Origin of the sequence: Burkholderia sp. LK4 (assembly GCF_001043615.1) — a bacterium.
Taxonomy (GTDB): Bacteria; Pseudomonadota; Gammaproteobacteria; order Burkholderiales; family Burkholderiaceae; genus Burkholderia; species Burkholderia cepacia.
Window position 1 is genome coordinate 1 of sequence record NZ_LDUL01000045.1, and the last position, 22,943, is coordinate 22,943.

Below are 22,943 nucleotides of genomic sequence, written 5' to 3' on the forward strand. Positions count from 1 at the left end.
AGTTGCTTAACTGAACGGCATTAGGCCCGAAGGCCGGTTTTCATACCGCATGCCGCAAGCAGCGCTTGCGCGCCGCGCGACATCAGAAGCGGTGGATCATGCCGACGCCGACGCCGATCTGGTTCTGCTTCGAACCTGCGCCCACGCCGTCGCCGATCGACGTCGTTGCGGCGATGATGCCGCCCGTCGGGGTCAGCGTGTTACCGCTGGAGTGCTGGTAAGCCTCAACTGCGTACAGGCCCGTGCGCTTCGACAGGCTGTAGTACTGCGACACCGTGACCTGGTGGTACTTGGCCGAGCTCGTGATGCCATTCGACTGCGTTGCCGCCGTGTACGAGTAGCCTGCCGCGAAGTCCCACTGAGCGACCGGCTTCCAGTGCAGCACGGCGCCAGCCGTGTTGAAGATCGCCGTGTTCTTGAAACCCGAACCCGTGCCCGGAATGTATTGAACGTTCGAGTACGACGCCGAAATGTCCCACGCCGGCGAGAACTGGTAGCCAGCCGTGACGGCCAGGCGCTGTTGCGACTGTGCGAACTGGTAGCCATTGTTGATCGACGAAACTGCCGGCTCGACACCGTTGGTGCCGGCTGCGTTCAGGCCGTTCTGCACCGTCGAGTTCGCGCCCCACGCGCCGCCGCCGAGCGTCGCGTTGTTGACTCGCTGGTAGCCGACGGCGATGCCTGCCGGGCCGTTCAGGTACTGGATCGCCGCGCTCCACGTCGAGCCGCGGTTCGTCGCGCCTGCGACGCCGCCGAACGAGTACGAACCGCCGACCGTGAAGCCGTAGAACTTCGGCGACATGTAGACGAGCGAGTTGTTCGCGCGGTAGCTGGTATCCAGCGAATCGATATCGCCCGGGTGCGCGCCGTAGTAACCGGTCAGCCAGGTCGTCGGGCTGTACGGCGACAGCAGCGTGTAGTACGCGGTGTACTGGCGGCCGGCCGTCAGCGTACCGTACGTATTGTTGGTCAGGCCAACCCACGCCTGACGCGTGAAGATGCCGTTGGTCCATTGCGACGAACCGTTAGCCGTGTTGACGCCGGCTTCCAACTGGAAAATCGCCTTCGTGCCGCCGCCGAGATCTTCGCTGCCCTTCAGGCCGAAGCGGCTGCCTGCCCACACGCCGGTGGACATCTGCACCTTCGAGTGACCACCCGTGGTCGCGCCGACTGCCGACGAGTTGTTTTGGTATGCGATACCGTTATCGACGATACCGTACAGGGTCACGCTGCTCTGTGCGTGGGCGGCGGTAGCGGCTGCAAGGCCCGCTGCCGTCATGGCGAAAGCGACGCGCTTTTTCATTGATTCTCCGTCCTCAAAGAATGATTTCTTTTCTGGTGTGGTTTTATGACTGACACATGTGCGAGTACATGCCGACGCGATTCTGACGGATTACCAATCATTTCCCAACATGTGCAGTCGGTCATCGTATGATCGACGCAACGCACGGGTTCACCAAGCAGTTACATAACACCTGAAAACGCTTACGCAGCGGGCCTTTCCGGCATTTCCCGGTGAAAACCCTAGCTTTACATTTTTACGGGTGCAACACGACCGTCGGATGTTGTCAGATGCCTTCGGCGAAATACATCTTACAAATGCGCGACCGTGGCCGACGCCACGATTCACGCCGCCGCGAAGGATCGCTGACGTTCATGACACCCACGTTTCGCGAAACGAAATAATGAAAACGTTTTTAGACGATGCGGGAGAACCGGCCCGGCGAACGCGGGCCGAGGGGCGACGCCGGCACCTGTCGCGCCGGCATCGTTCGGTGGGTGTCAGCGGGTGACCGGCTGCACGAGATGCGCGCTCACGGCATCGGAAAGCGCGGTCATGCGCGCGCGAATCGCCTTGTTCGAGCCGACCAGCGCGAGCGACGACGCCATGATCCGGTAGACGCGCTTTCTCGGCACCTTGGCCGGCTTCGCCGGATCGAGCCATGCGTCATGGCCGGCCAGCAGCTCGAGCGTTTCGAGGCCGATCATGATCGGCCACAGGCATGCCAGCCGCAGCCGAACGAAGCGGCGCGGGATCGCAACGGTATACAGGCACGCGTCGCGATACTGGTCCAGCGTCACGCGCAGCAGGTCGACCAGCACGCCGCGCGCGCGCGCCGACGCATCGGGCAACATCAGGTCGGCGACGCTCAGCCCGTGCGCGCCCAGCACATCGTCGGGCAGGTAGCAGCGGCCGATGCGCAGGTCCTTCGCGCAGTCGCGCAGGATGTTGGTCATCTGCAGCGCCTTGCCGAAGCGGATGCCCTTCTCGACCATGTCCGGCAGGTTCCAGCCGCGCGCGGCCGGCGTGTGCATGCCCGTCATGTCGGTCCAGAACTCGCCCACGCAGCCGGCGACGAGATAGGTGTAGCGGTCGAGTTCGTCGCGCGTTCGCAGCGACGCGACCTGCCCCGATTGCTCGTCGGGGAACGTGCGCAGGTCGAATACCATCCCCGCCGTCAGCGTTGCGACGACCTTGCGGATCGACGCGCGATCGGCGTCCGGCTGCGCGCGCAGCAGCGCGAGCATCGGCTCCATCGAGCCGAGCAGCACGTGCTCGTGCGAATCGGTCTGCATCCGCGTCACGTCCTCGAGCGCACGCGACAGCGCGACGCCGTCGCCGAGCTGCTCGACCTCGTCGCGCAGCTCGGTCAGCAATGCCGCCCGGCGATCGGGCGCGACGAGCGCCGTATCGGCGATCGTGTCGGCCGCGCGCGCAAGCAGGTACGCGAGGCCGACCGGGTCGCGCATGCCGTCGGGCAGCACGCGCAGCGTCAGGTAGAAGGAGCGGGAAACGTTCTTCAGCAGGTCGCCGAGCAGGTAGGCGGAATCGGTTCGAGTCGTCATGGGTCGGGAAAAATCGGCCGGCGCGGGCCCCGGACGCACACGGGCGCCGGGCGCCCGCGCCGGCCCGCGAGTCGCCGCATCGTCGCGCCAGGCGGGCGTCCGGCCCGGCACGGCGATGCAAAATTCCCGCAAGTTTAGTGCATCCGGCGCACGGCCTGCCCGGGAAGGCCGGAATGCGTCATCCGTCGGGCCGCCGTCAACCGCCCCGCCGCGCACATCGCGCCCCAAAAACAGGAAACGGAAAGGCCGAAGTAATACATATGTAATTATTCGGTGCGACGATCGCGTCCCATCCGACTCCGTGCGACACGGCACGACAGCCGCGCCGCCGGAGCGACCGCCCCTTTCCGACTCTCGTTTCGAAGGTTCATCGACATGCTCTTCAAGCGCCCGACCTCCCTGCGCTACGTCCCGTTCGCCTGTGCCGCCGCGTTCCTGCTCGCCGCGTGCGGCGGCGACGACGACGTCGCGTCCGATCCCACCCAGCCGATTTCCGCGAAGGTCCAGGTGGTCGGCCATCGCGGCGCGAGCGCGCTGCGCCCCGAACATACGCTGGCGTCGTACCGCAAGGCGATCGAAGACGGCGCGGACGTGATCGAGCCCGACCTCGTGTCGACCCGCGACGGCGTGCTCGTCGCGCGGCACGAGAACGAGATCTCGGGCACGACGAACGTGTCCGCGCTGCCGCAGTTCGCGAGCCGCAAGGCGACCAAGACGATCGACGGCGCGCAGCTGACCGGCTGGTTCACCGAGGATTTCACGCTCGCCGAGCTGAAGACGCTGCGCGCCCGCGAGCGCATTCCGCAGGTCCGCCCCGCGAACACCGCGTACAACGACCAGTTCGAGATTCCGACGTTCGACGAAATCGTCGCGCTCGCGAAGCAGATGTCCGCACAGACCGGCCGCACGATCCACCTGTATCCGGAAACCAAGCACCCGACCTACTTCCAGTCGATCGGCCTGCCGCTCGAGGACCGCCTCGTCGATGCGCTGCTGAAGGATTCGTACACGGCCCGCACCGCGACCGTCTACATCCAGTCGTTCGAGGTCGCGAACCTGAAGGCGATCCGCAACCGGATCAAGTCGAGCCAGCCGAACTGGAAGCTCGTGCAGCTGATGGACGAAGCCGGCCAGCGCCCGTACGACTTCGTGAAGGCGAACGACAAGCGCACCTACGGCGACCTGTCGACGCGCGACGGCATGCGCGAGGTCGCGACCTATGCGAACGGCGTCGGCCCGTACAAGACGTCGATCATCGCGGTCGCCGCGGACGGCACGCTGCAGCAGCCGACGCAGTACGTGCGCTACGCGCACGAGGCCGGCCTCGTCGTGCATCCGTACACGTTCCGCCCGGAGAACAACTTCCTGCCCGCGTCGCTGAAGGACGGCGGCACGCCGGCCACGCGCAACACGGCAGGCTCGGTGCGCGAGATCCAGGCGTACCTGCGCGCGGGCATCGACGGCTTCTTCACCGACGATCCTGCCGTCGGCCGCACGGCCGTCGATACGTTCAAGCGCTGACACGCGCGTCGACCGGGCGCGGCGCGCGACGCGCGCGTTGCGCCCGGTTGCATCGCATCGGTCAGATCACGTTGAAGTGGTGCGTGCCGTCCCGCTTCAACTGGTCGACCAGCCCGTATTCCCAGTCGAGATACGCCTGCATCGCGGCCGCCGCGTTGTCGGTGCCTTCGTACGGGCGCCGGTAGCGGTCGACACGCGGTGACGCCAGTCGCGTCTCGCCGCTTTCGAGCGGCAGCCCGGCGTCGATCCACGCGGCCGTGCCGCCGGTGAGCACCCGTATCTCGGCCGAAGCCGGCAGCAGCGCACGCGCGTCGTCCGCCGCAAAACGCGCGAGCAGGCTCGACCCGCACGTGAACACATAACGCTTCGCGGCCGGAATCGCCGCGAGCGCGTCGCGCAGCTGCGCACGCACGGCGAACCACGCGCCCGGGATATGGCGCTTCACGTAGTTCGCGCTGGCCGTCACGTCGACGATCGCCAGCTCGCCGGGCGCCGCCTCCTTCAGCCAGCCCGCGAGCGTCGCGGGCGATACCTCCGCCACGGCCGGCGTCGCCGGCACGTCGCGCGGCGGCTGGCCGCGCTCGCCGAAAGCGGCCGCGCCGGCCGGCTCGACGACACGCACGTACCAGCCCATCTGCGCGAGCCACGACGCGGTCATGTCGGCACGCACGCCGTCGTCGTCGGCGAGCACGATCCGCGCGCCGCGCACGGCCGCATGATGGTCGGTCTCCTGCACGAGCTGGCCGCCCGGCGTGCTCAGGAAACCCGGCAGATGGCCGGCTTCGTATTCCTCCGGCGTGCGCACGTCGAAGCGGTACAGCGTGCGGCCCGGTTCGTCGAGCGCGGCGACGTCGGCGAGCGCGATGCGCGGCACGCCCGCGCGTTCGGCCACCGCGCGCGCAGCGCGGCGCGCTTCGTCGCGCTGCGTCGCGTCGATGTCGTCCGGAAAGCGCCGCGCGGCACCCCGCTCGAGCGTCTGGCCCGCGAGCGTCCAGCCGATCGTGCCGTTGCGCAGCGCCGCGACCGGATTCGGCAGCCCCGCGTTGACGAGCGACTGCGTGCCGATGATGCTGCGCGTGCGTCCCGCGCAGTTGACGACGACCTGCGTCGCCGGGTTCGGCGCAAGCGCGCGCACGCGCAGCACGAGTTCCGCGCCGGGTACGCTCGTCGAGGTCGGGATGTTCATCGTCTGGTACTCGTCGAAGCGGCGCGCGTCGACGATCACGACGTCGGCCTTCGCATCGATCAGCGCCTGCACCTCCTGCGCGGACAGCGACGGCGTATGGCGCTCGGCCTCGACCCATTCGCCGAACGACTTGCTCGGCACGTTCACGTCGATGAACAGTTCGCCGCCCGCCGCGAGCCAGCCCGCGAGGCCGCCGTCGAGCAGCCGCACGTCGGTGTAGCCGAGTTGCGCGAGCTTCTCGGCCGCGCGCGGCGCGAGATCCTCGCCGCCCGCTTCGCCGAATACGACGATCGGCGTGTCGCGGCGCGGAATCCGCGTCCACGCGTCGAGTTCGAGTTTCGACAGCGGAAAGTTGGCGGCCCACAGCGGGTGGCCCTGCGCGTACGGGTCTTCCTCGCGTACGTCGATCAGTGCGATCTCGTCGCGGGCAAGCAGGCGCGCGCGCACATCCTGGTACGACGCGACGGGAAAACGGGAAGTGGAATCGGCGGAGTGCGTCACGATGTCTCTGTATTGAATGCGTTGAAGTCGGTGAAGAAAGCGGAACGGATCAATCTTGGGCCAGCCGGCGTGTGCGGGCAACCGGCCGCATCGGCGGGCGTTGCATCAGGCGTTCGAATAGCCCGACACGAAGGGCTTCACGGTGCCGTCGTCCAGGTACACCGCGCGCTCGACCTTGCCGATATTCGCGCCGTACACGTGGATGCTGATCGATACCTGGTCGGCGAACGCGTTGGTCACGCGATGGACGTCGCCGATGCGCGGCGACACGGCCTCGATCTCGCCCGGCGCCAGCCGCACGGCTTCGCCGGACGGCACCGGCCGGCCCGCCGCGTCGAACCGGTACGGCTGCGAGAATTCGCCGCCGCGCAGCATTCCGATCAGCCCCCACACCGTGTGGTTGTGGATCGGCGTCGTCTGGCCGGCGCCCCACACGAAGCTGACGACCGAGAACCGCTCGTCCGGGTCGAGATGCAGCAGGTATTGCCGATAGCGCGCGGGGTCGGGCTGCGCGAACGCGTCGGGCAACCAGTCGTCGTGTTCGACGAGCGCGGCGAGCAGCGCACCGCCCTCGTCGAGGATGCGCGCCTCGTCCGCGCCGGACGCGAGCAGCGCGCCCAGACCGTCGACGAACGGACGCAGCGGCGTCTGATGCAACGAAAGCGTACTCATCGGCTGGCTCCTCGAATATGATGCCGAATATGATGGATCGTCATGATGCACCTGAAAGACCATGCAGAACAAACATGAAAATTAGCGATATCGACGCTTTTGCAGCGGTTGTCCGCTGCCAGACCCTGAGCCAGGCCGCGGCCGAGCTCGGGATGACGCAGCCCGCGATCACGCGGCGCGTCCAGAATCTCGAGGAAGCGCTCGGCGTGACCCTGCTCGATCGCAACACGAAGCCGCCGCGCCCGACCGACATCGGCCGGCAGGTCTTCGAGCAGTGTCGCGCGATCCTGCGCGAAGTCGATGCGCTGCGCGAGCTGACGGCCGGCGAGCAGCCGCCCGCCGGCGAGTTCCGGATCGGGCTCACGCAGGGCCTCGGCGAACTGATGCTGCCCGCGCTGATCGCCGAACTCGCCGCGCAGTGGCCCGCGCTTGCGACGCAGGTCACGACCGCGTGGGGCGGCATGCTCGTCGAGCGCGTCGCCCGCCGCGAACTCGATGCGGCGCTCGTGTTCCTCGCCCGCGAGATGGTGCTGCCGGCACAGGTCGACGGCGAACGGCTGCTGGCCACGCGGCTCGTCGCGGTCGGCCGCAAGGGTGACTGGCCGCGCCGCAGCTACCGGCTCGCCGATTGCCACGCTCATGGCTGGGTGCTCAATCCCGACGGTTGCGGCTTTCGTGCGGGCCTGCGGCGCGCGCTCGACGCGCAGGGCCTGCCGATGCCGGTCACGCTCGACGCCTACGGCCGCGACCTGCAACTGCAGAGCGTCGCGAACGGCTTCGGCATCGGGCTGATGCCGCTGCCGCTCGTCGAAGGCAGCCCGCTGCGCGACGCGCTCGACATCGTGCCGCTCGCCGATTTCAAGCCGCACATCGATCTGTGGTTGCTGCGCCGGCACGATGCGGCCCGCTTCGGCGTGCCGCTCGCGGCCGTCGCCGCGCATGCGCGTGCGGCATTCGCGCTGCCCGAGCAGGCGCACGACCAGGCTGCGTGACCTTATCGGGCGGCGGCAGCATCGCGCCGCCCGGTCGATGCTCGCGCCAGCCCTGCTCCGCTCACGCATCGCTGCGGCCGCGCTCGGTCCCGTTGACCGACGCCTCGCCCGTTTCCGTCTCGCCGCTCGCTTCGCCCTTCGTCTCGCCCTTCGCTTCGACCCGGCTCGCCGCGTCGAGCACCACACGCCCCGCCGCCACCGCGATCGCGTCGTCCTGCGGCGTATGCACGCGGCTGCACAGCACGTCGCGATAGTGGCGTTCGAGCGGATTGGCGCGGCTCAGCCCGTGATTGCCCGACAGCTTCAGCGCCTGCTCGACCGCACGGATCGCGTGCTCGGTCACGGTGCGCTTGACCAGCCCGCTCGTCGTGACCGGCGGCGCACTGCCAGCGTCGGTGCGCGCGATGTGATCGTCGAGCAGCACGCGGTTCGCGTGCAGCCAGCCCTCGATTTCGCCGACCGCTTCCTGCACGCGCGGCAGCGTCGCGAGCGGCGCGCCCAGCCCGCTCGGCGCACGCGTCGTCGCGAATTCGACCACCCAGTCGCGCGACGCACGCGCCACCGCGTCGTACAGGCTGCCGAGCAGCGCGACCATCCACGCCTGCTGGTCGGCCTGCGCGTCGGCATCCGCGTGGGTCGCGGCCGACACGGCCCATGCGTCCGGTGCGCGCACGTCGACCGCGTGATCGGCCGGCAGCCGGACGTCGTCGAACACGACCTCGTGGCTGCCCGACGCACGCAGGCCGAGGTGATTCCAGCTTTCGATCACGCGGATGCGATCGCCATCCGCATCGCGGTCGCGCGGCACGAGAAACACGCCGACCCGCGGCGCCGGTTCGTCGGTGCGCGCCCACACGGCCAGCCAGCGCAGCGCCGGAATCCCGGTGCTGTACAGCTTGTGGCCGGACAGCCGCCAGCCGTCGCCGTCGCGCCGGGCAACGGTTTCCGGCAGGCCGCCGCGCGACGGCGAACCGAGCGCGGGTTCGACCCGCAGCGCGTTGATCAGCGCACCGTGCGTGACCGCGCTGTCGAACACCGCGCGCCGCACCGGTGCGGGCCAGCGGTTGTCGGCCCGGCCGAGCGCGCGATGTTGCAGATAGGTCATCGTCAGCACCAGCGCGGTGGCCGGATCGGCCCGCGCGACGGCGGCAACGATCCGGCTCGCCTGCGCGAGCGTCGCACCGGCACCGCCATGCTCGCGCGGCACGACCTGCGCGATCAGCCCCGCGCGATGCAACCGCGCGAAGTTCTCGTGCGGAAAGCGGCCATCGACGTCGTTGCGCGCCGCGTCGGCGGCAAGTTCCGGCGCGAGGCGCTCGAGCAGCGCGGCGACGCGTGCGTCGTCGGCATCGTCGGTGGGCAGGAGGCGCAGCGCGGGCGGCTGCGGCGACGGCGAGGAAGCGGCAAGGCTGGCGGACATCGAAACGGATTCCCTGGGTAATACGGACAGGCGGCAAGCGCGACGGAAATCGGCAACCGCGGCAATCGATCGCCACGCGGCGCGGTATCCCATGAACCGGGCGATCCGCAACGCGTACCCCCCCGATTCGCCGGCGCCCGCGCGCCCGATCGTTCGTGAGCCCACAGCGTATGCGTAGCGCACACGCGCCCAAACCATGCAAATCTGATATTCAAATCGGGATTGATTATTTCCATTCCGCATGATCGCGGCGTTAACCTGCGCTCCATTCCTGCCCGGCCGCGTGCCGGGACATCCCCGCACCGGAGACCCAGATGAGCGTCGAATTCATCGGCATGATCCAGAGCCAGAAGCAGTCGGAAATCCACCCGCCGGCCGGCCCCGTGGTCGATCCCGGCTACGTGCGCGACTTTGCCCGCGCCCACGAGACGGCCGGCTTCGACCGGATCCTCGTGCCGCATCACTCGACCGGCCCGTCGGCGACGCTGACGATCGCATTCGCGGCGGCCGCGACCGAGCGCATCCACTTCATGCTCGCGCATCGCCCGGGCTTCACCGCGCCGACGCTCGCCGCGCGGCAGATCGCGACACTCGACCAGTTCAGCCGCGGCCGGCTCGCCGTGCACTTCATCTCCGGCGGCTCGGACAGCGAGCAGCAGCGCGACGGCGATTTCCTCGACCATGACGCACGTTATGCGCGCACCGACGAGTACCTCGGCATCCTGCGGCGGATCTGGACCGAAGCGCAGCCGTTCGATCACGACGGCGCGCATTACCGGTTCAAACAGGGGTTCTCGGAAGTGAAGCCGTTCCAGCAGCCGCATGTGCCGATCTATTTCGGCGGGGCATCGGAAGCCGCGCTCGCCGTGGCCGGCAAGCATGCGGACGTCTACGCGCTATGGGGCGAATCGCTCGACCAGGTGCGCGACCTGACGACCCGGGTGCGCGCCGAAGCCGCGAAGCACGGCCGGCAGGTGCGTTTCTCGGTGTCGTTCCGCCCGATCCTCGCCGCGACCGAGGACGAAGCGTGGGCGCGTGCGCATCGCATCCTCGACGAAACACGCCGGCTGCGCGAAGCGGCCGGCCTCGGCGCCGGCGGCCCGCAGCAAAGCGAAGGCGCGCGCCGCCTGCTGGCCGCGGCCCAACGCGGCTCGCGCGTCGACAAGCGGCTGTGGACCGAGATCGCCAGCCTCACCGGCGCGCGTTCGAATTCGACGGCGCTGGTCGGCACGCCTGAACAGGTCGCCGATGCGCTGCTCGACTACTACGACCTCGGCGTCACGACGTTCCTGATCCGCGGCTTCGATCCGCTGGAAGACGCGATCGACTACGGCCGCGAACTGATTCCGCGCGTGCGCAGCGCCGTCGCCGCACGCGACGCGGCGCGCCGCGCGGCCTGACGCAACCCGGGAGACCCTTACGATGTCCGCCGTTCCGTCCACACTCGAACGCACCGCGTCGGGCCTCGCGCTCGCCGCGTCGCCGCGCCAGCATTTCTGGTTCGATCCGCCCGCGCCGCGCATCGACGTCGCCGCCGAGCGCCGTCACCGTCAGGAGCGGCTCGCGGCCGCGTTCCGCCTGTTCGCTCGCTTCGGCTTCGCACAGGGGCTCGCCGGCCACATCACCGCACGCGACCCCGAACTGCCCGACCACTTCTGGGTGAATCCGCTCGGCGTGCATTTCTCGCAGATCAAGGTGTCCGACCTGCTGCTCGTCAACGCGCGCGGCGAAACCGCGATCGGCACGCGCCCGCTGAACAAGGCCGCGTTCGCGATCCATGCGGCAATCCACGACGCGCATCCGCACATCGTCGCCGCCGCGCATACGCATTCGACGTACGGCAAGGCGTGGTCGACGCTCGGCCGCCCGCTCGATCCGCTCACGCAGGACGCGTGCGTGTTCTATGAAGACCACGCGCTGTTCGACGACTTCACGGGGATGGTCGTCGACACGAGCGAAGGCGCACGGATCGCCGATGCGCTTGCGAAACCGGACGGCACCACGCACAAGGGCGCGATCCTGAAGAACCACGGAATCCTGACCGCCGGCCCGACGGTCGAGGCCGCCGCATGGTGGTACATCGCGCTCGACAACGCCGCGCACACGCAGTTGCTGGCCGAGGCGGCCGGCACGCCGCAACCGATCGATCACGCCACCGCGCGCCACACGCACGGCCAGATCGGCGGCCCCGAGGGCGCGCTGCATGCGTTCGACAGCCTGTTCGCGCGCGTCGTCGCCGACGAACCCGACCTGCTCGACTGAGCGCCTTCCCGCACGACCGGAGACCAGACCACATGACCCGAACCGCCGCACCCGCGCCCGCCAATGCGCGCCATACGCACGATACGCACGATACGCACGACGACAAACGCCGCAAGCTGCTGCGCGCGGCCGGCGCCGCCGCGCTCGCCGCGCCCGCGATCACGCTTGGCCGCAAGGCCTGGTCTGCGCCGCCGCTGAAGAAGCTCACGTTCGCGTGGAACCAGAACGCGTTCTGCCTGACGCCGATCGTCGTCGCACAGGAGCGCGGCTTCTTCGAGAAGAACGGCCTGAAGGTCGAACTGATCAACTACAGCGGCTCGACCGACCAGTTGCTCGAATCGATCGCGACCGGCAAGGCCGATGCGGCGGTCGGGATGATCCACCGCTGGCTGAAGCCGCTCGAAGCCGGTTTCGACGTGAAGATCATCGGCAGCTCGCACGGCGGCTGCGTGCGGCTGCTCGGCTCGAAGGCGGCCGGCGTCACGACGCTGCAGGCGCTGAAGGGCAAGACGGTCGGCGTCAGCGACCTGGCCGCGCCCGGCAAGCATTTCTTCTCGATCCTGCTCGCAAAGAACGGGATCGATCCCGAGCGCGACATCACGTGGCGGCAGTATCCGGCCGACCTGCTCGGCGTCGCGGTCGACAAGGGCGAGATCCACGCGATCGCCGACGGCGACCCGAACCTCTACCTCCTCGAAAAGCGCAGCAACGGCGCGTACACGGAACTCGCCACGAACCTGTCAGGCGAATACGCACGCAAGGTGTGCTGCGTGATCGGCGCGCGCGGCGATCTCGTGCGCAACGACCGGCCGTCCGCCGCCGCACTCGCACGCTCGATCGTGCAGGCCACCGAGTTCACGCACGACAACCCGAACGAAGCCGCGAAGGTGTTCGCGAAATATTCGCCGAAGATCAGCCCCGAGGACCTGCGCAAGCTGTACGCGACGCTCACCTACACGCACCACCCGACCAACGTCGACCTGCAGCAGGAAATCGCGTTCTATGCGGACGATTTCCGCCGCATCAGCGTGCTGAAGAAGAGCACCGACCCGCAGCGCTTCGCGCAGCAGGTCTATGCGAACGTGCTCGGGTGACGCGATGTCGACGATCGAACACGCCTCCACCGCGCACACCGCACCGTCACCGGCCGGCGGTGCGCCCGCTTCCGCTGCTTCCGCTGCCTCCGCACGCGTGGCCTGCACGGCCTGCGAAGCGACGCTCGCGGCCGAAGCGCGCCGCGCGCGCACCTGGCCGACCGGCATCGCCGCCGCGCTCGCCTGGGCCGCGCTCGGCGCCGTCACGCAGCTGTGGCCGAACCGCATCGTCGGTTTCAGCGACTGGGCGTACACGGACACGTTCGGCACGGCCGCGTGGACGATCGCCGCGTTGCTGCTCGCCGCCGCGACGCTCGGCCATCTCGTCGCCGCGACGCGCACGCGGCTCGCGCGCGTGCGCCCGGCCGGCCCGTGGCTCGTCGCGCTGCCGCTCGTGCTCGCCGCGTGGGAAATCGTCACCGCGAAAACCGGCTGGCTGCCGACGCCGTTCTTCGCGCCGCCGCAGGCACTGATCGAGGTCTACGTCGACGACTGGCCGCGCCTGCTCGGCAGCGCCGGCAACACGCTGAAGCTGCTCGCGCTCGGCTTTGCATACGGCGTCTCGGTCGGTTTCGCGGTCGGCGTGTCGATCGGCTGGTCGCGCCGGATCGGCTACTGGGTGCATCCGGTGCTGCGCGTGCTCGGCCCCGTGCCGGCCACCGCGCTGTTGCCGCTCACGTTCTACTTCTTCCCGTCGAGCTATTCCGCCGCCGCGTTCCTGATCGCGCTCGCCACCGGCTTCCCGGTCGCGGTGCTGACGTGGTCGGGCGTCGCGAGCGTCAACAAGCAGTACTACGACGTCGCGCGCACGCTCGGCGCGAACGCGCGCTTCCTCGTGCTGCGCGTCGCGATTCCGGCCGCGTTGCCGCACGTGTTCGTCGGGATCTTCATGGGGCTGAGCGCGTCGTTCACGGTGCTGGTCGTCGCCGAGATGATGGGCGTCAAGTCCGGGCTCGGCTGGTACCTGAGCTGGGCGCAGGGCTGGGCCTCGTACGTGAACATGTATGCGGCGCTGATCGTGATGGCGCTGCTGTTTTCCGGGCTGATCGCGCTGCTGTTCGCGGTGCGCGACCGTGTGCTCGCGTGGCAGAAAGGAACCGTCAAATGGTGAGCGCCGCCGTACTCGAATCGTCCGCTTCCGCTTCGCCCGCCGCGTCGCCTGCCGTCACGGCGCCGCGCGGCGCACGCATCGACATCCGCCGCGTGAGCCATGCGTTCGACGGCCCCGGCGGCCCGCTGCCCGTACTCGACGACGTCACGCTGTCGGTCGCGGCCGGCGAATTCGTCGCGCTGCTCGGCCCGAGCGGCTGCGGGAAATCGACGCTGCTGCGCCTCGTCGCGGGCCTCGACACCGCACGGCAAGGCGGAATCGCACAGGACGGCGTGCCGATCGAGCAACCCGATCCGTCGCGCATCGTCGTGTTCCAGGACCCGACGCTGTACCCGTGGCGGCGAGTGCGCGCGAACGTCGCGCTCGGCCTCGAGGCGCGCGGCGTGGCACGCGCGTCGCAGCATCGCGTCGACGATGCGCTCGCGCGCGTCGGCCTGCAGGAATTCTCGAACGTGTTCCCGCATCAGCTGTCCGGCGGGATGGCGCAGCGGGTCGCACTGGCACGCGCGCTCGTCAACGATCCGCGCCTGCTGATTCTCGACGAACCGCTCGGCAAGCTCGATTCGCTCACCCGGCTCACGATGCAGGCCGAACTCACCGCGCTGTGGCAACGCGACGGTTTCTCTGCATTGCTCGTCACGCACGATGTCGAGGAAGCGCTGTTCCTCGCGCAGCGCGTGATCGTGTTCGGGCCGCGCCCCGCGCGGATCGTCGCCGAATTGCGCGTCGACCTGCCCTACCCGCGCCATCGCGGCGACCCGCGCCTCGCCGAGCTGCGTCACGACGCGTTGCGGCATCTCGGGCTCGATGCGAGCTGGTAGATGCGCGGTACCGTTCGACGATGGGCCGCCGTGCGACCGGAACGTAGCCGATGAACGCATCGACGTTCTCCGACTGGGCGCTGCTGTTTCTGCAAGGACTGTATCGCGCGCAAGTCGCGCTGTCGCGCGTGCTGCATGCGATCGGGCTGACGGGCGACGCCGACGGTCAGCCTGCGTGGCCGTGGGCCCGTCGCATCGCGCTCGAAACACTGCGCATCGACGCCGGGCTCACGCGGCAACTCGCATTCGCCGTCGCGGCGACGACGCTGGCCGCCGTGCTCGCGTGCATCGCGCTCGCGTTACGCAAGCGGCGTGCGGCGTCGGCGCTTGCGGTGCTGGCCGCGCTCGCCGTTGCGTGGTTCGCGCCGTGGCCGCCGGCTTCGCTGTGGCTTTCGCCCGCCGTGCCGACGAGTTTCCAGCGCGATCCCGCGCCGTTTTCGGTATCGAACGTGATGCGCGGCGCGCACTTGTATGCGCAACACTGCGTGGCGTGCCACGGCATGGACGGACGCGGGGAAGGGCCGCTTGCGGCCACGCTCCCGCACTGGCCGCCGACCTTCGCCGGCGCCCTGCTCGCCCGCCGCCTCGACGGCGAACTGTTCTGGCGCGTGCGCCACGGGACACGCGACGAACACGGTGCGCCGACGATGCCCGGCTTCGCCGCGACGCTCGGGCCCCGCGACACCTGGGCCGTGCTCGACTACCTGAAAGCGCTCGCCGCGGGCAGCGGCGCGCAGGCAGAAGGCGCGTGGCCCGTGCCCGTACCGCTGCCGGCGCTCGACGTCCGCTGCGGCAGCGCCGCGCCCCAACCGCTCGATCGCTGGCGCGCAGGCCAGCGCGTGCGCATCGTCGCACTCGCGCCGGGCGCGACGCCCCCGCCGGAAGACGCGCGCTGGCAAACCTTGCTCGTCACGGCAAGCGGCACGCCCGTGGCGCAGGCGGCCGGCACGGCGCGAGCCGATTGCGTCGCGTCGACGCCCGATGCGTGGCCCGCCTTCGCGACGATCGCCGGCGTGGCGCCCGCCGCGCTCGGCGGCACGCAACTCCTCGCCGATCGCCGCGGCTGGCTGCGGGCGCGCGCGTTGCCGGGCAGCGCGGGCTGGTCGGATGCCGACCTGCTGTGCCGCTCGGACGCCACGGCACGACCGGCGGTACCGGCCGCGAGCGGCGACGCGCTGACCGCGCTGCTGCTGCGCGTCGACACGGAACCCGTGCGCGACGTACAGGCCGGGCTCCCGCATTGATTGAATCCCTGACTTTCTCTTTCGACCGAACTTCACGATGAATCCGACCCGACGCCACTTCCTCGCGCAAGCGAGCGCCCTCGCCACGATCGCCGCGGCCCCCGCCGCCGTGCGCGCGCAATCGGGCACGCGGCCGCTGCTGCGCGCCGGCGACCAGAAAGGCGGGCTGCGCGCGCTGCTCGAAGCAGCCGGCGAACTGAACGGCCTGCCGTACGACATCGCGTGGACCGAGTTCCCGGCCGCCGCGCCGCTCGCCGAAGCGCTGAATGCGGCCGCCGTCGACTGCGGGCCGATCGGCGATGCGCCGGTGATCTTCGCGCTCGCGTCGGGCGCACGCATCAAGGTGATCGGCGCGAACCGCTCCGACCCGTACGGCACGGCGGTGCTCGTGCGGCCCGATGCCGCGCTGAAAGGGCCGGCCGACCTCAAAGGCAAGCGCATCGGCACCACACGCGGCTCGATCGGGCATTTCGTCACGCTGAAGGCGCTCGACGCGGCCGGCCTGCCTCCCGACGCCGTCTCGTTCCGCTTCCTGCCGCCGGCCGATACGATGCTTGCGCTCGCAACCGGTTCGATCGATGCGTGGGCGACCTGGGAGCCCTATACGGCACTCGCGGAAACGAGCGGGCGCGCGCGCGTGCTCGTCAGCGGCCGCGGGCTGTGGTCGGGCCTCAGCTACATCGCGGCGACCGACGCGGCGATCGCGTCGAAGCGCGACGTGCTGCACGATTTCCTGCGGCGCGTCGTGCGCGCGCAGGCCTGGTCGTACCGGCATGCCGACGCGTATTCGGCGGCGCTCGCGCGCATCATCGGCATTCCGCCGGCGGCTGCGAAGCTGCAGTTCGAGCGCCGCAACACGCGCTGGTTGCCGATCGACGCGACGGTCGTCGCCGAACAGCAGCGCACGGCCGACTTCTACCTGAAGGCGGGACTGCTGCGCCAGCCGCTCGACGTGCGTACCACGTTCGACCCCGGCTTCCCGCTCGCATGACCGGCCGCGCGACGCAGCGCAGCCGTCCGAACGGCTGCGGCGCGATCTGGCACAATCGCACTCTCGCCATCCGCCTTCAGCCAGCGTCATGCCAGCCATCGCCGAACTCTTCGTCTATCCGATCAAATCCTGCGCCGGCATCGCGCTGTCGCGCGCGCAGTTGCTCGAAACGGGCCTGGCGTACGACCGCCACTGGCTGATCACCGACCCCGCCGGACAGATGATCACGCAGCGCACGCACCCGCGCCTCGCGCTGATCCGCACCGCACTGAACAACGATGCGCTCGTGCTGAGCGCGCCGGGCATGCGCGAGATCCGCACGCCGCTCGACGGCGACGTATCCCCCGCCACGCCGAAAATGGCCGCGACCGTGTGGCGCGACACCGTCGATGCGATCGACACGGGCGCCGAAACGGCCGCCTGGCTCACCGAATTCCTCGGCACGCCCGCGAAGCTCGCGCGCTTCGCACCCGACGCGCGCCGCGGCTGCAACCGCAAATGGACCGGCGAGATCGATACGCATACGCAGTTCGCGGACGGCTACCCGCTGCTCGTGATCGGCCAGTCGTCGCTCGACGACCTGAACGCGCGGCTCACCGCCAAAGGTGCACCGGCGATTCCGATGAACCGCTTCCGGCCGAACATCGTGGTGTCGGATCTCGACGCATACGAAGAGGATTTCGTCGAGCATCTCGACACGGAAGGTGCGTCGCCCGTGCGGCTGCGGCTCGTGAAGCCGTGCACGCGCTGCCCGATGCCGACGATCGACCAGGTCACCGGCGCGCCCGATCCCGCGTGGCCGCACGAGCCGACCGACACGATGCAGACCTATCGCGCGAACCCGAACTTCGGCGGCGAGCTGACGTTCGGCATCAACGCGATCGTCGTCGAAGGCGCGGGCGGGTGGCTCGAAGTCGGCCAGGCGCTGGAAGCGGAGATCGGGTTCGGCGATTGAGGCCCGCACACGGCACCGCTCACCCGATCACATCGTCTTCGTAGCCCGGAAGCCGCCCGAGCGGCTTCCTACTGCCTGCTAATCGCCTCCCGCTTACCCGTTACCGCTCCCGGCTGCCCACATCGCAACTCGCCATCACGCGGCATGCGCCCCCGCGTCGTTCGCCGCCGGCAACCGGATCGTCACGACCAGCCCCCCGCCGGCCGCATCGGCCAGCGTCACCGTGCCCTGATGCACGCGCGCGATCTCCCGCACGATCGACAGCCCGAGCCCCGTCCCTTCGACCGTCTGCGTCTTGCTGCCGCGATGGAAGCGCTCGAACACCGCGTCGCGCTCGTCCGCCGGCACGCCCGGCCCGTTGTCGATCACGTCGAGCCGCGCATGCGCCCCGTCGCGCGACACGCGTACCGTAATCACCGCGCGATCGCCCGCATAACGGATCGCGTTGTCGATCAGGTTGCCGATCATCTCGCCGAGCAGGTCGGGCTGCCCGTGCACGTCGATGTCGGCTTCATGCTCGAAGCCGAGATCGATGTCGCGCGCACGGGCGACCGGCGACCAGTCGAGCGTCACGCTGCGCGCGAGGCGGTGCAGCGCGACCGGCTGGTGGGCAACAGCGTGGCCGCTGTCCGAATCGAGCCGCGACAGCGACAGCAGTTGCTGGACGATCTTCGCGGCCTGCCGCACCGCGCCGTTCGCGCGCCGCAGGTGCCCGTTCGCGCGCGGCTGCTCGTCCGGCCGCAGCGCGAGCTCGACGCCCGCCTGCACGGCCGCGAGCGGCGTCTTCAGTTGATGGGCCGCGTCCGCGAAGAAGCGGCGCCGCGCGACCTGCATCCGCTGCGTGCGGCCGATGTACTGGTTGATCGACTCGACGAGCGGCGCAAGTTCGCTCGGCATCGCGCCGGTATCGAGCGGCGTCGTATCGTCCTCGCTGCGCGCGGCGACCGTCGCCGACAGCCGGTTCAGCGGCCGCAGCCCGCGCCCGACGCCGAGCCACACGATGCCGAGCGCCAGCACGACCAGCAGCCCTTCCTGCAGCAGCGACCCCACCAGGATCTCGCGCGCGAGCGCCTGGCGCGCCTCGATCGTCTCGCCGACCATCACCCACACGATGCGCGACTGCGCGGTCGGCACGTCGTGCACCGGGATGCGCAGCGCGGCCATCCGCAGCTGTTCGCCGCGATAGACGACGTCGTAGTAGCGCGTGACGAACAGCGCACCGTCGCCCGCGTCGCGCCCGTGCGGCAGCGGCAGGTCCGGGTAGCCGGTGACCGTGTGGCCGTTGTCCTCGCGGATCAGGTAGTAGATCTTGCCGCCGTCGCTCGATTCGAGCATTTCGAGCGCGAGATACGGCAGGTCGACCTCGATCTCGCCGTCATTGAGCCGCACGCCTTCGCGGATCGACTTCAGCGACGACGACAGCGTGCGGTCGAACGCGACGTGCGCGGCGTTCATCGCACGCTGATACGTGAGCCACGAGTCGAGTGCGAGCAGGCCGAGCAGCGGCAGCAGCAGCCACAGCGCGACCTGCGTGCGCAGGTTCGGGCGGGGCATCATGCGTTCCGCCGGGCCGCCGCAACGACGCCACGCGCCGCGTCGGGGCGCAGCGAACCGCCGCGGATGGGCGGGACGCTCATTCCGCCGCCTCCGCCCGCGCCTCCAGCAGATAACCGAGCCCGCGCAGCGTGACGATCGCGACACCCGTGTTCTCGAGCTTCTTGCGCAGCCGGTACACGTAGATCTCGATCGCATCGGCGTTGACCGATTCGTCGAGCCCGAAAATCTTCTCTGACAGCGTTTCCTTGTTGATCGCACGGCCGTTGCGCAGGATCAGCACCTCGAGCACCGAACGCTCGCGCGGCGTGAGCGACAGCGGCTCGCCCGCGAGATGGAAGCTGCGGTCGATACTGTCGTACGAAAGCGGCCCGCATTCGACCCGCGAATGCTCGTGGCCGTGGCTGCGGCGGATCAGCGCGCGGGCGCGCGCCTCCAGCTCGGTCAACTCGAACGGCTTCGCGAGATAGTCGTCGGCGCCGAGATCGAGCCCCTTCACGCGATCCTCGACCGACCCGTGCGCAGTCAGGATCAGCACCGGCACCGGATTGCGCCGCGCGCGCAGCCGCCGCAGCACTTCCAGCCCGTCGAGCTTCGGCAGCCCGAGATCGAGGATCACCAGCGCGTAATCCTGCGTGCGCAGCACGTGGTCGGCCGCCTCGCCGTCCGCCATGTGATCGACAGCGAAGCGCGCCGCGCTCAGCGCGTCGCTCAGCGACTGGGCGAGGTTCGGGTTGTCTTCGACGAGCAGCACACGCATGGGGATTCCGGGAAGGTCAGCGACAGGCCGCTACATTACATGATCCTTTCCGTCGCGACGCCTCGCGGAAACACGGGTTGCGCCGCGGGCCCGCCCGCGCGTCGGACGGCCCGCCGACCGTCGCCGAACGCTTGGCGCTCAGCGCTCGGCGGCGGCGGCGCGGCTTCGCGGCGCGAAGCGCGAACCTTCACCTGCGTGCCGCCGCTCGCGCAGGCCGACCACCACCGCCAGGAACGCGACGCTCGCCCCGGCCGTGACGACGATCATCGGGCGCGCGGTACCGTCCGACAGCCACGCCAGCACGCCGCCGCACGCGGCCGTGATCGCCATCTGGATAAAGAAGAACAGCCCGGACGCCGTGCCGGCGATCGTCGTGTACGGCTGCATCACCGCGAACTGGCAGGCCGGGATCGCGATCCCGACGGCGATCATCACGAAGAACATCGGGACGACGAGCGCCGCCACCGCCGTCGGCGCGACCGCTCCGCCGACCCACAACGCGGCGGTGCCGGCCAGATTCACGCCCGCCGCCGCCGCGATGACCGAATCGGCCTTCCAGCGCGTGCCGGTCCGTGCGAACACGTGCGAGCCGATCAGGTAGCCGAGCACGGTCAGGCCGAAGATCGCGGCATACACCGGGCCGGATACGCCGCGCTGCCGCTGGAACAGCGTCGACGATTCCGCGATGAACGGGTAGTACGTGCAGTACGCGAAACTGATCGCGAGCGAGTAGCGCAGGAAACGGCGCTCGCGCAGCAGGCCCGCGTAGGTCCGCAGGAGCCCCGCGCCCGGCGCCGGCCGCGCGTCGCTTTCGCGGGTCTCCGGCAGGTAGCGCAGCACCATCGCCGCCGCGACCACCCCGCCCGCCGCCAGCGATCCGAACACGCCGCGCCATCCGAGCCACTCGGCCAGCGCGCTGCCGGCCAGCGGCGCAATCACGGGCGACAGCGCCATGCCGGCTGAGATCCGGCCCAGCATCGTCGCCTGCATCGCGGCCGGGAAGCGCTCGCGCACGATCACCCGCCCGACCACCGTGCCGCAGCAGCCGCCCAATGCCTGGAAAATGCGTGCGGCGACGATCGCCGCGATGCTGGTCGAGCACGCGCAGGCGACGCTCGCGATCACGTAGAGGCACAGGCCGCTGATCAGGACAGGGCGACGGCCGTAACGGTCGGACAACGGCCCCGACACCAGCATCGACAGCGCATAACCGACCATGTAGAGCGTCAGCGTGAGCTGCAACTGGGCGTCGGTGCCGTGCAGCGTGTCCGCCATCGCCGGCAGCGACGGCAGGTACGCATCGATCGTGACGCGCGGCAGGCACACGACGAGCATCAACAGGAACAGCCAGCCCCACTGGGGTAATGAACGCGTTTTCATGCGGTGAGCCCGCCTCCGGTCGGATCGATGTGGTCGACTGAAATCTAAGGTCAAAGTGATATAAGCTGAAGGGCCATTAAATTCGACCCTGACTGGACCACTATGGCGCGAGGCAAAGCCGCGATACCGCTCGATCTGCCGTGCCCTGCCGGGCTGTCCACGGGCAATCCGCAGTCGAAGCAGGAATGCATCGCCGACGCGCTACGCGACGCGATCCTGAAACGCCTGCTCCCCGGCGACAGCCCGCTGCCGTCCAGCCGCACCCTCGCGGCGCGCTGGGGCGTCGCCCGGGGGACGGTCGAGGCGGCATACGACCGGCTGTGCTCGGAGGGGTACATCGCCCGCGCGCAAGGGTCGGGGTCGCGGGTATGCGCGGTGGTACCGGACAGCTACCTGCGCGCGGCCGCGCAATCTCGCGACAACGGCGCGCCCCCTGCCGACGCGCACCCCGCGCCGGCGCGCACGACCGACGCCGCCGAGCCGGAACAAGGCGTGCGACCGGGCGTCCCGTTCGTCGCGCGGCTTGCCGATCCCGGCCTGCTGCCGATGCAGCAATGGAAGAAGGCGCTCGGGGCCAGCCTGCTTGCCGCGACGGCGAACGACCTCGGGGCGACGCCGGCACAAGGTGTCGAAAGCCTGCGCGACGAAATCGCCGCCTATCTGCGCGAATATCGCGGCATCCCGTGCAGCGCCGGCGACATCTTCATCACGACCGGCATCCGGCATTCGATCGATCTCGTCGCGCGCACGCTGCTCACGCCCGGCTCGACGGTGCTGATGGAGGACCCCGGTTACGCGTCGGCCTGGCAGATCTTCACGATCGCGGGCGCGACCGTGATCGACGTGCCGGTCGATCGGGAAGGCATCGATACCGCGTCGCTGAACCGGTTTCCCGATGCGCGCGCGGCCTACGTGACGCCCGCCCACCAGGCGCCGCTCGGCGTCACGATGTCGGTGTCGCGCCGGCTCGAACTGCTCGACTGGGCGCAGCGCACCCGCGCGTGGATCGTCGAAGACGACTACGACGGCGAATTCAGCTACCAGACCGCCCCGCTGCCCGCGCTGAAATCGCTCGACGCGTGCGATCGCGTGATCTACTGCGGCTCGTTCAACAAGACGCTGTTCTCGGGGCTGCGTATCGGCTTCATGGTCGTGCCGGCGGCGCTGCGGCCGGCGCTGTCGGCCGTGTGGCACGCGACCGCGCGCTCGGTCGGCGTGGCGCCCCAGCTGGCGCTGGCCCGCTTCATCGCGCACGGCGATTTTGCGAAGCACCTGCGCGCGGCGCGTCACGCGTACCGCCAGCGGCGCGACATCGTGCTCGATCAGCTGGCGAAACACGCCGGCGGACGGTACACGGTGTCCGGCGAACACGCGGGCTTTCATTTCGTGCTGTGGCTGCCGCCCGGGATGGACGACGCAACGTATGTCGCGCAAGCCCGGGCGGCCGGCATCGAGTTGCAGCCGGTCCGCGGATTCTGTCGAAGCGCGCGGTGCGCAGCAGGCGTCGTCGTCGGGTACTCGGCGCTGACGGCCGCGCACGCGCGGCATGGCGGCCGGCTGCTCGCGAAGCTGCTCGCGCACCCCGCCTAGGCGCCCCCGCCGTCGTTGCCGCGCCCCGCGGCAACCCGCTTC

Annotated in this window: 19 protein-coding genes; 11 read left to right on the forward strand and 8 right to left on the reverse strand. The window is 69.7% G+C overall.

The window, feature by feature from the left end; all coding sequences use genetic code 11:
• Window positions 1–82: 82 nt before the first annotated feature.
• Window positions 83–1,303 carry a porin gene (locus tag VK92_RS22560; protein ID WP_021159262.1) on the reverse strand — a complete coding sequence of 407 codons (1,221 nt, stop codon included), beginning with the start codon at window positions 1,301–1,303 and terminating at the stop codon, window positions 83–85.
• A 479-nt stretch (window positions 1,304–1,782) separates the two neighbouring features.
• The gene (locus tag VK92_RS22565; RefSeq protein WP_048021932.1) at window positions 1,783–2,847 is read right to left on the reverse strand and encodes a phytoene/squalene synthase family protein; all 1,065 of its coding nucleotides are present in this window, start codon (window positions 2,845–2,847) and stop codon (window positions 1,783–1,785) included.
• Window positions 2,848–3,222: 375 nt separating this feature from the next.
• Here VK92_RS22565 and VK92_RS22570 point away from each other — a divergent pair, with 375 nt between their 5' ends.
• Window positions 3,223–4,368: a glycerophosphodiester phosphodiesterase gene (locus VK92_RS22570; protein ID WP_048021929.1), complete on the forward strand. Its 1,146-nt coding sequence runs from the start codon at window positions 3,223–3,225 to the stop codon at window positions 4,366–4,368.
• 61 nt (window positions 4,369–4,429) lie between these two features.
• On the opposite strand, the gene VK92_RS22575 is transcribed toward VK92_RS22570, so the two are convergent.
• Entirely contained in the window at window positions 4,430–6,055 is a 1,626-nt protein-coding gene (locus tag VK92_RS22575; protein WP_048021927.1) for a rhodanese-related sulfurtransferase, read from the reverse strand.
• Window positions 6,056–6,160: 105 nt separating this feature from the next.
• Complete coding sequence (locus tag VK92_RS22580; RefSeq protein ID WP_048021924.1) at window positions 6,161–6,727, reverse strand: cysteine dioxygenase; 567 nt, start codon at window positions 6,725–6,727, stop codon at window positions 6,161–6,163.
• 17 nt (window positions 6,728–6,744) lie between these two features.
• On the opposite strand from VK92_RS22580, the gene VK92_RS22585 reads away from it, so the two are divergent.
• Window positions 6,745–7,719: a LysR family transcriptional regulator gene (locus VK92_RS22585; protein ID WP_196491065.1), complete on the forward strand. Its 975-nt coding sequence runs from the start codon at window positions 6,745–6,747 to the stop codon at window positions 7,717–7,719.
• Between the two features lie 61 nt (window positions 7,720–7,780).
• On the opposite strand, the gene VK92_RS22590 is transcribed toward VK92_RS22585, so the two are convergent.
• Complete coding sequence (locus VK92_RS22590; protein WP_048021920.1) at window positions 7,781–9,139, reverse strand: acyl-CoA dehydrogenase family protein; 1,359 nt, start codon at window positions 9,137–9,139, stop codon at window positions 7,781–7,783.
• 314 nt (window positions 9,140–9,453) lie between these two features.
• Between VK92_RS22590 and VK92_RS22595 the strand changes: the two genes are divergently transcribed.
• The 8 genes from VK92_RS22595 (at window position 9,454) to VK92_RS22630 (ending at window position 17,617) form a co-directional block, all read left to right on the forward strand.
• Entirely contained in the window at window positions 9,454–10,539 is a 1,086-nt protein-coding gene (locus tag VK92_RS22595; RefSeq protein ID WP_048021918.1) for an LLM class flavin-dependent oxidoreductase, read from the forward strand.
• Window positions 10,540–10,561: 22 nt separating this feature from the next.
• Window positions 10,562–11,401 carry a class II aldolase/adducin family protein gene (locus VK92_RS22600; RefSeq protein ID WP_021163692.1) on the forward strand — a complete coding sequence of 280 codons (840 nt, stop codon included), beginning with the start codon at window positions 10,562–10,564 and terminating at the stop codon, window positions 11,399–11,401.
• Window positions 11,402–11,433: 32 nt separating this feature from the next.
• Window positions 11,434–12,495 (forward strand): ABC transporter substrate-binding protein, encoded by a 1,062-nt coding sequence (locus VK92_RS22605; RefSeq protein WP_048021917.1) that lies wholly within the window; start codon window positions 11,434–11,436, stop codon window positions 12,493–12,495.
• Between the two features lie 4 nt (window positions 12,496–12,499).
• Window positions 12,500–13,606: an ABC transporter permease gene (locus VK92_RS22610; RefSeq protein ID WP_048021950.1), complete on the forward strand. Its 1,107-nt coding sequence runs from the start codon at window positions 12,500–12,502 to the stop codon at window positions 13,604–13,606.
• Window positions 13,600–14,427, forward strand: a complete 828-nt coding sequence (locus VK92_RS22615; protein WP_048021915.1) for an ABC transporter ATP-binding protein — start codon at window positions 13,600–13,602, stop codon at window positions 14,425–14,427. Before VK92_RS22610 ends, VK92_RS22615 begins: the two co-directional genes overlap by 7 nt.
• A gap of 50 nt (window positions 14,428–14,477) precedes the next feature.
• On the forward strand, window positions 14,478–15,671 hold the full coding sequence (locus tag VK92_RS22620) for a c-type cytochrome (RefSeq protein WP_048021913.1): 1,194 nt from the start codon (window positions 14,478–14,480) through the stop codon (window positions 15,669–15,671).
• 37 nt (window positions 15,672–15,708) lie between these two features.
• The gene (locus VK92_RS22625) at window positions 15,709–16,662 is read left to right on the forward strand and encodes an ABC transporter substrate-binding protein (protein ID WP_048021911.1); all 954 of its coding nucleotides are present in this window, start codon (window positions 15,709–15,711) and stop codon (window positions 16,660–16,662) included.
• 88 nt (window positions 16,663–16,750) lie between these two features.
• Window positions 16,751–17,617: an MOSC domain-containing protein gene (locus tag VK92_RS22630; RefSeq protein WP_048021909.1), complete on the forward strand. Its 867-nt coding sequence runs from the start codon at window positions 16,751–16,753 to the stop codon at window positions 17,615–17,617.
• Window positions 17,618–17,752: 135 nt separating this feature from the next.
• Here the strand turns inward: VK92_RS22630 and VK92_RS22635 are convergent, their stop codons facing one another.
• The 3 genes from VK92_RS22635 to VK92_RS22645 form a co-directional block, all read right to left on the reverse strand.
• Window positions 17,753–19,171, reverse strand: coding sequence for a sensor histidine kinase (locus VK92_RS22635; protein ID WP_042978283.1), 1,419 nt, complete (start codon window positions 19,169–19,171; stop codon window positions 17,753–17,755).
• 79 nt (window positions 19,172–19,250) lie between these two features.
• Window positions 19,251–19,931 (reverse strand): response regulator, encoded by a 681-nt coding sequence (locus VK92_RS22640; protein ID WP_048021907.1) that lies wholly within the window; start codon window positions 19,929–19,931, stop codon window positions 19,251–19,253.
• Window positions 19,932–20,069: 138 nt separating this feature from the next.
• On the reverse strand, window positions 20,070–21,311 hold the full coding sequence (locus VK92_RS22645; RefSeq protein ID WP_048021906.1) for a multidrug effflux MFS transporter: 1,242 nt from the start codon (window positions 21,309–21,311) through the stop codon (window positions 20,070–20,072).
• Window positions 21,312–21,413: 102 nt separating this feature from the next.
• Between VK92_RS22645 and pdxR the strand changes: the two genes are divergently transcribed.
• Entirely contained in the window at window positions 21,414–22,901 is a 1,488-nt protein-coding gene (pdxR, locus tag VK92_RS22650) for a MocR-like pyridoxine biosynthesis transcription factor PdxR (protein ID WP_048021904.1), read from the forward strand.
• The last annotated feature ends 42 nt before the right edge of the window (window positions 22,902–22,943 follow it).

Coding starts and splice junctions, on each gene's coding strand:
- VK92_RS22580 (WP_048021924.1), bottom strand. CDS start 6,727: ATGAGTACGCTTTCGTTGCATCAGACGCCGCTGCGTCCGTTCGTCGAC.
- VK92_RS22595 (WP_048021918.1), top strand. CDS start 9,454: ATGAGCGTCGAATTCATCGGCATGATCCAGAGCCAGAAGCAGTCGGAA.
- VK92_RS22610 (WP_048021950.1), top strand. CDS start 12,500: ATGTCGACGATCGAACACGCCTCCACCGCGCACACCGCACCGTCACCG.
- VK92_RS22615 (WP_048021915.1), top strand. CDS start 13,600: ATGGTGAGCGCCGCCGTACTCGAATCGTCCGCTTCCGCTTCGCCCGCC.
- VK92_RS22645 (WP_048021906.1), bottom strand. CDS start 21,311: ATGAAAACGCGTTCATTACCCCAGTGGGGCTGGCTGTTCCTGTTGATG.
- VK92_RS22560 (WP_021159262.1), bottom strand. CDS start 1,303: ATGAAAAAGCGCGTCGCTTTCGCCATGACGGCAGCGGGCCTTGCAGCC.
- VK92_RS22585 (WP_196491065.1), top strand. CDS start 6,745: ATGATGCCGAATATGATGGATCGTCATGATGCACCTGAAAGACCATGC.
- pdxR (WP_048021904.1), top strand. CDS start 21,414: ATGGCGCGAGGCAAAGCCGCGATACCGCTCGATCTGCCGTGCCCTGCC.
- VK92_RS22600 (WP_021163692.1), top strand. CDS start 10,562: ATGTCCGCCGTTCCGTCCACACTCGAACGCACCGCGTCGGGCCTCGCG.
- VK92_RS22625 (WP_048021911.1), top strand. CDS start 15,709: ATGAATCCGACCCGACGCCACTTCCTCGCGCAAGCGAGCGCCCTCGCC.
- VK92_RS22590 (WP_048021920.1), bottom strand. CDS start 9,139: ATGTCCGCCAGCCTTGCCGCTTCCTCGCCGTCGCCGCAGCCGCCCGCG.
- VK92_RS22565 (WP_048021932.1), bottom strand. CDS start 2,847: ATGACGACTCGAACCGATTCCGCCTACCTGCTCGGCGACCTGCTGAAG.
- VK92_RS22630 (WP_048021909.1), top strand. CDS start 16,751: ATGCCAGCCATCGCCGAACTCTTCGTCTATCCGATCAAATCCTGCGCC.
- VK92_RS22570 (WP_048021929.1), top strand. CDS start 3,223: ATGCTCTTCAAGCGCCCGACCTCCCTGCGCTACGTCCCGTTCGCCTGT.
- VK92_RS22620 (WP_048021913.1), top strand. CDS start 14,478: ATGAACGCATCGACGTTCTCCGACTGGGCGCTGCTGTTTCTGCAAGGA.
- VK92_RS22640 (WP_048021907.1), bottom strand. CDS start 19,931: ATGCGTGTGCTGCTCGTCGAAGACAACCCGAACCTCGCCCAGTCGCTG.
- VK92_RS22605 (WP_048021917.1), top strand. CDS start 11,434: ATGACCCGAACCGCCGCACCCGCGCCCGCCAATGCGCGCCATACGCAC.
- VK92_RS22635 (WP_042978283.1), bottom strand. CDS start 19,171: ATGCCCCGCCCGAACCTGCGCACGCAGGTCGCGCTGTGGCTGCTGCTG.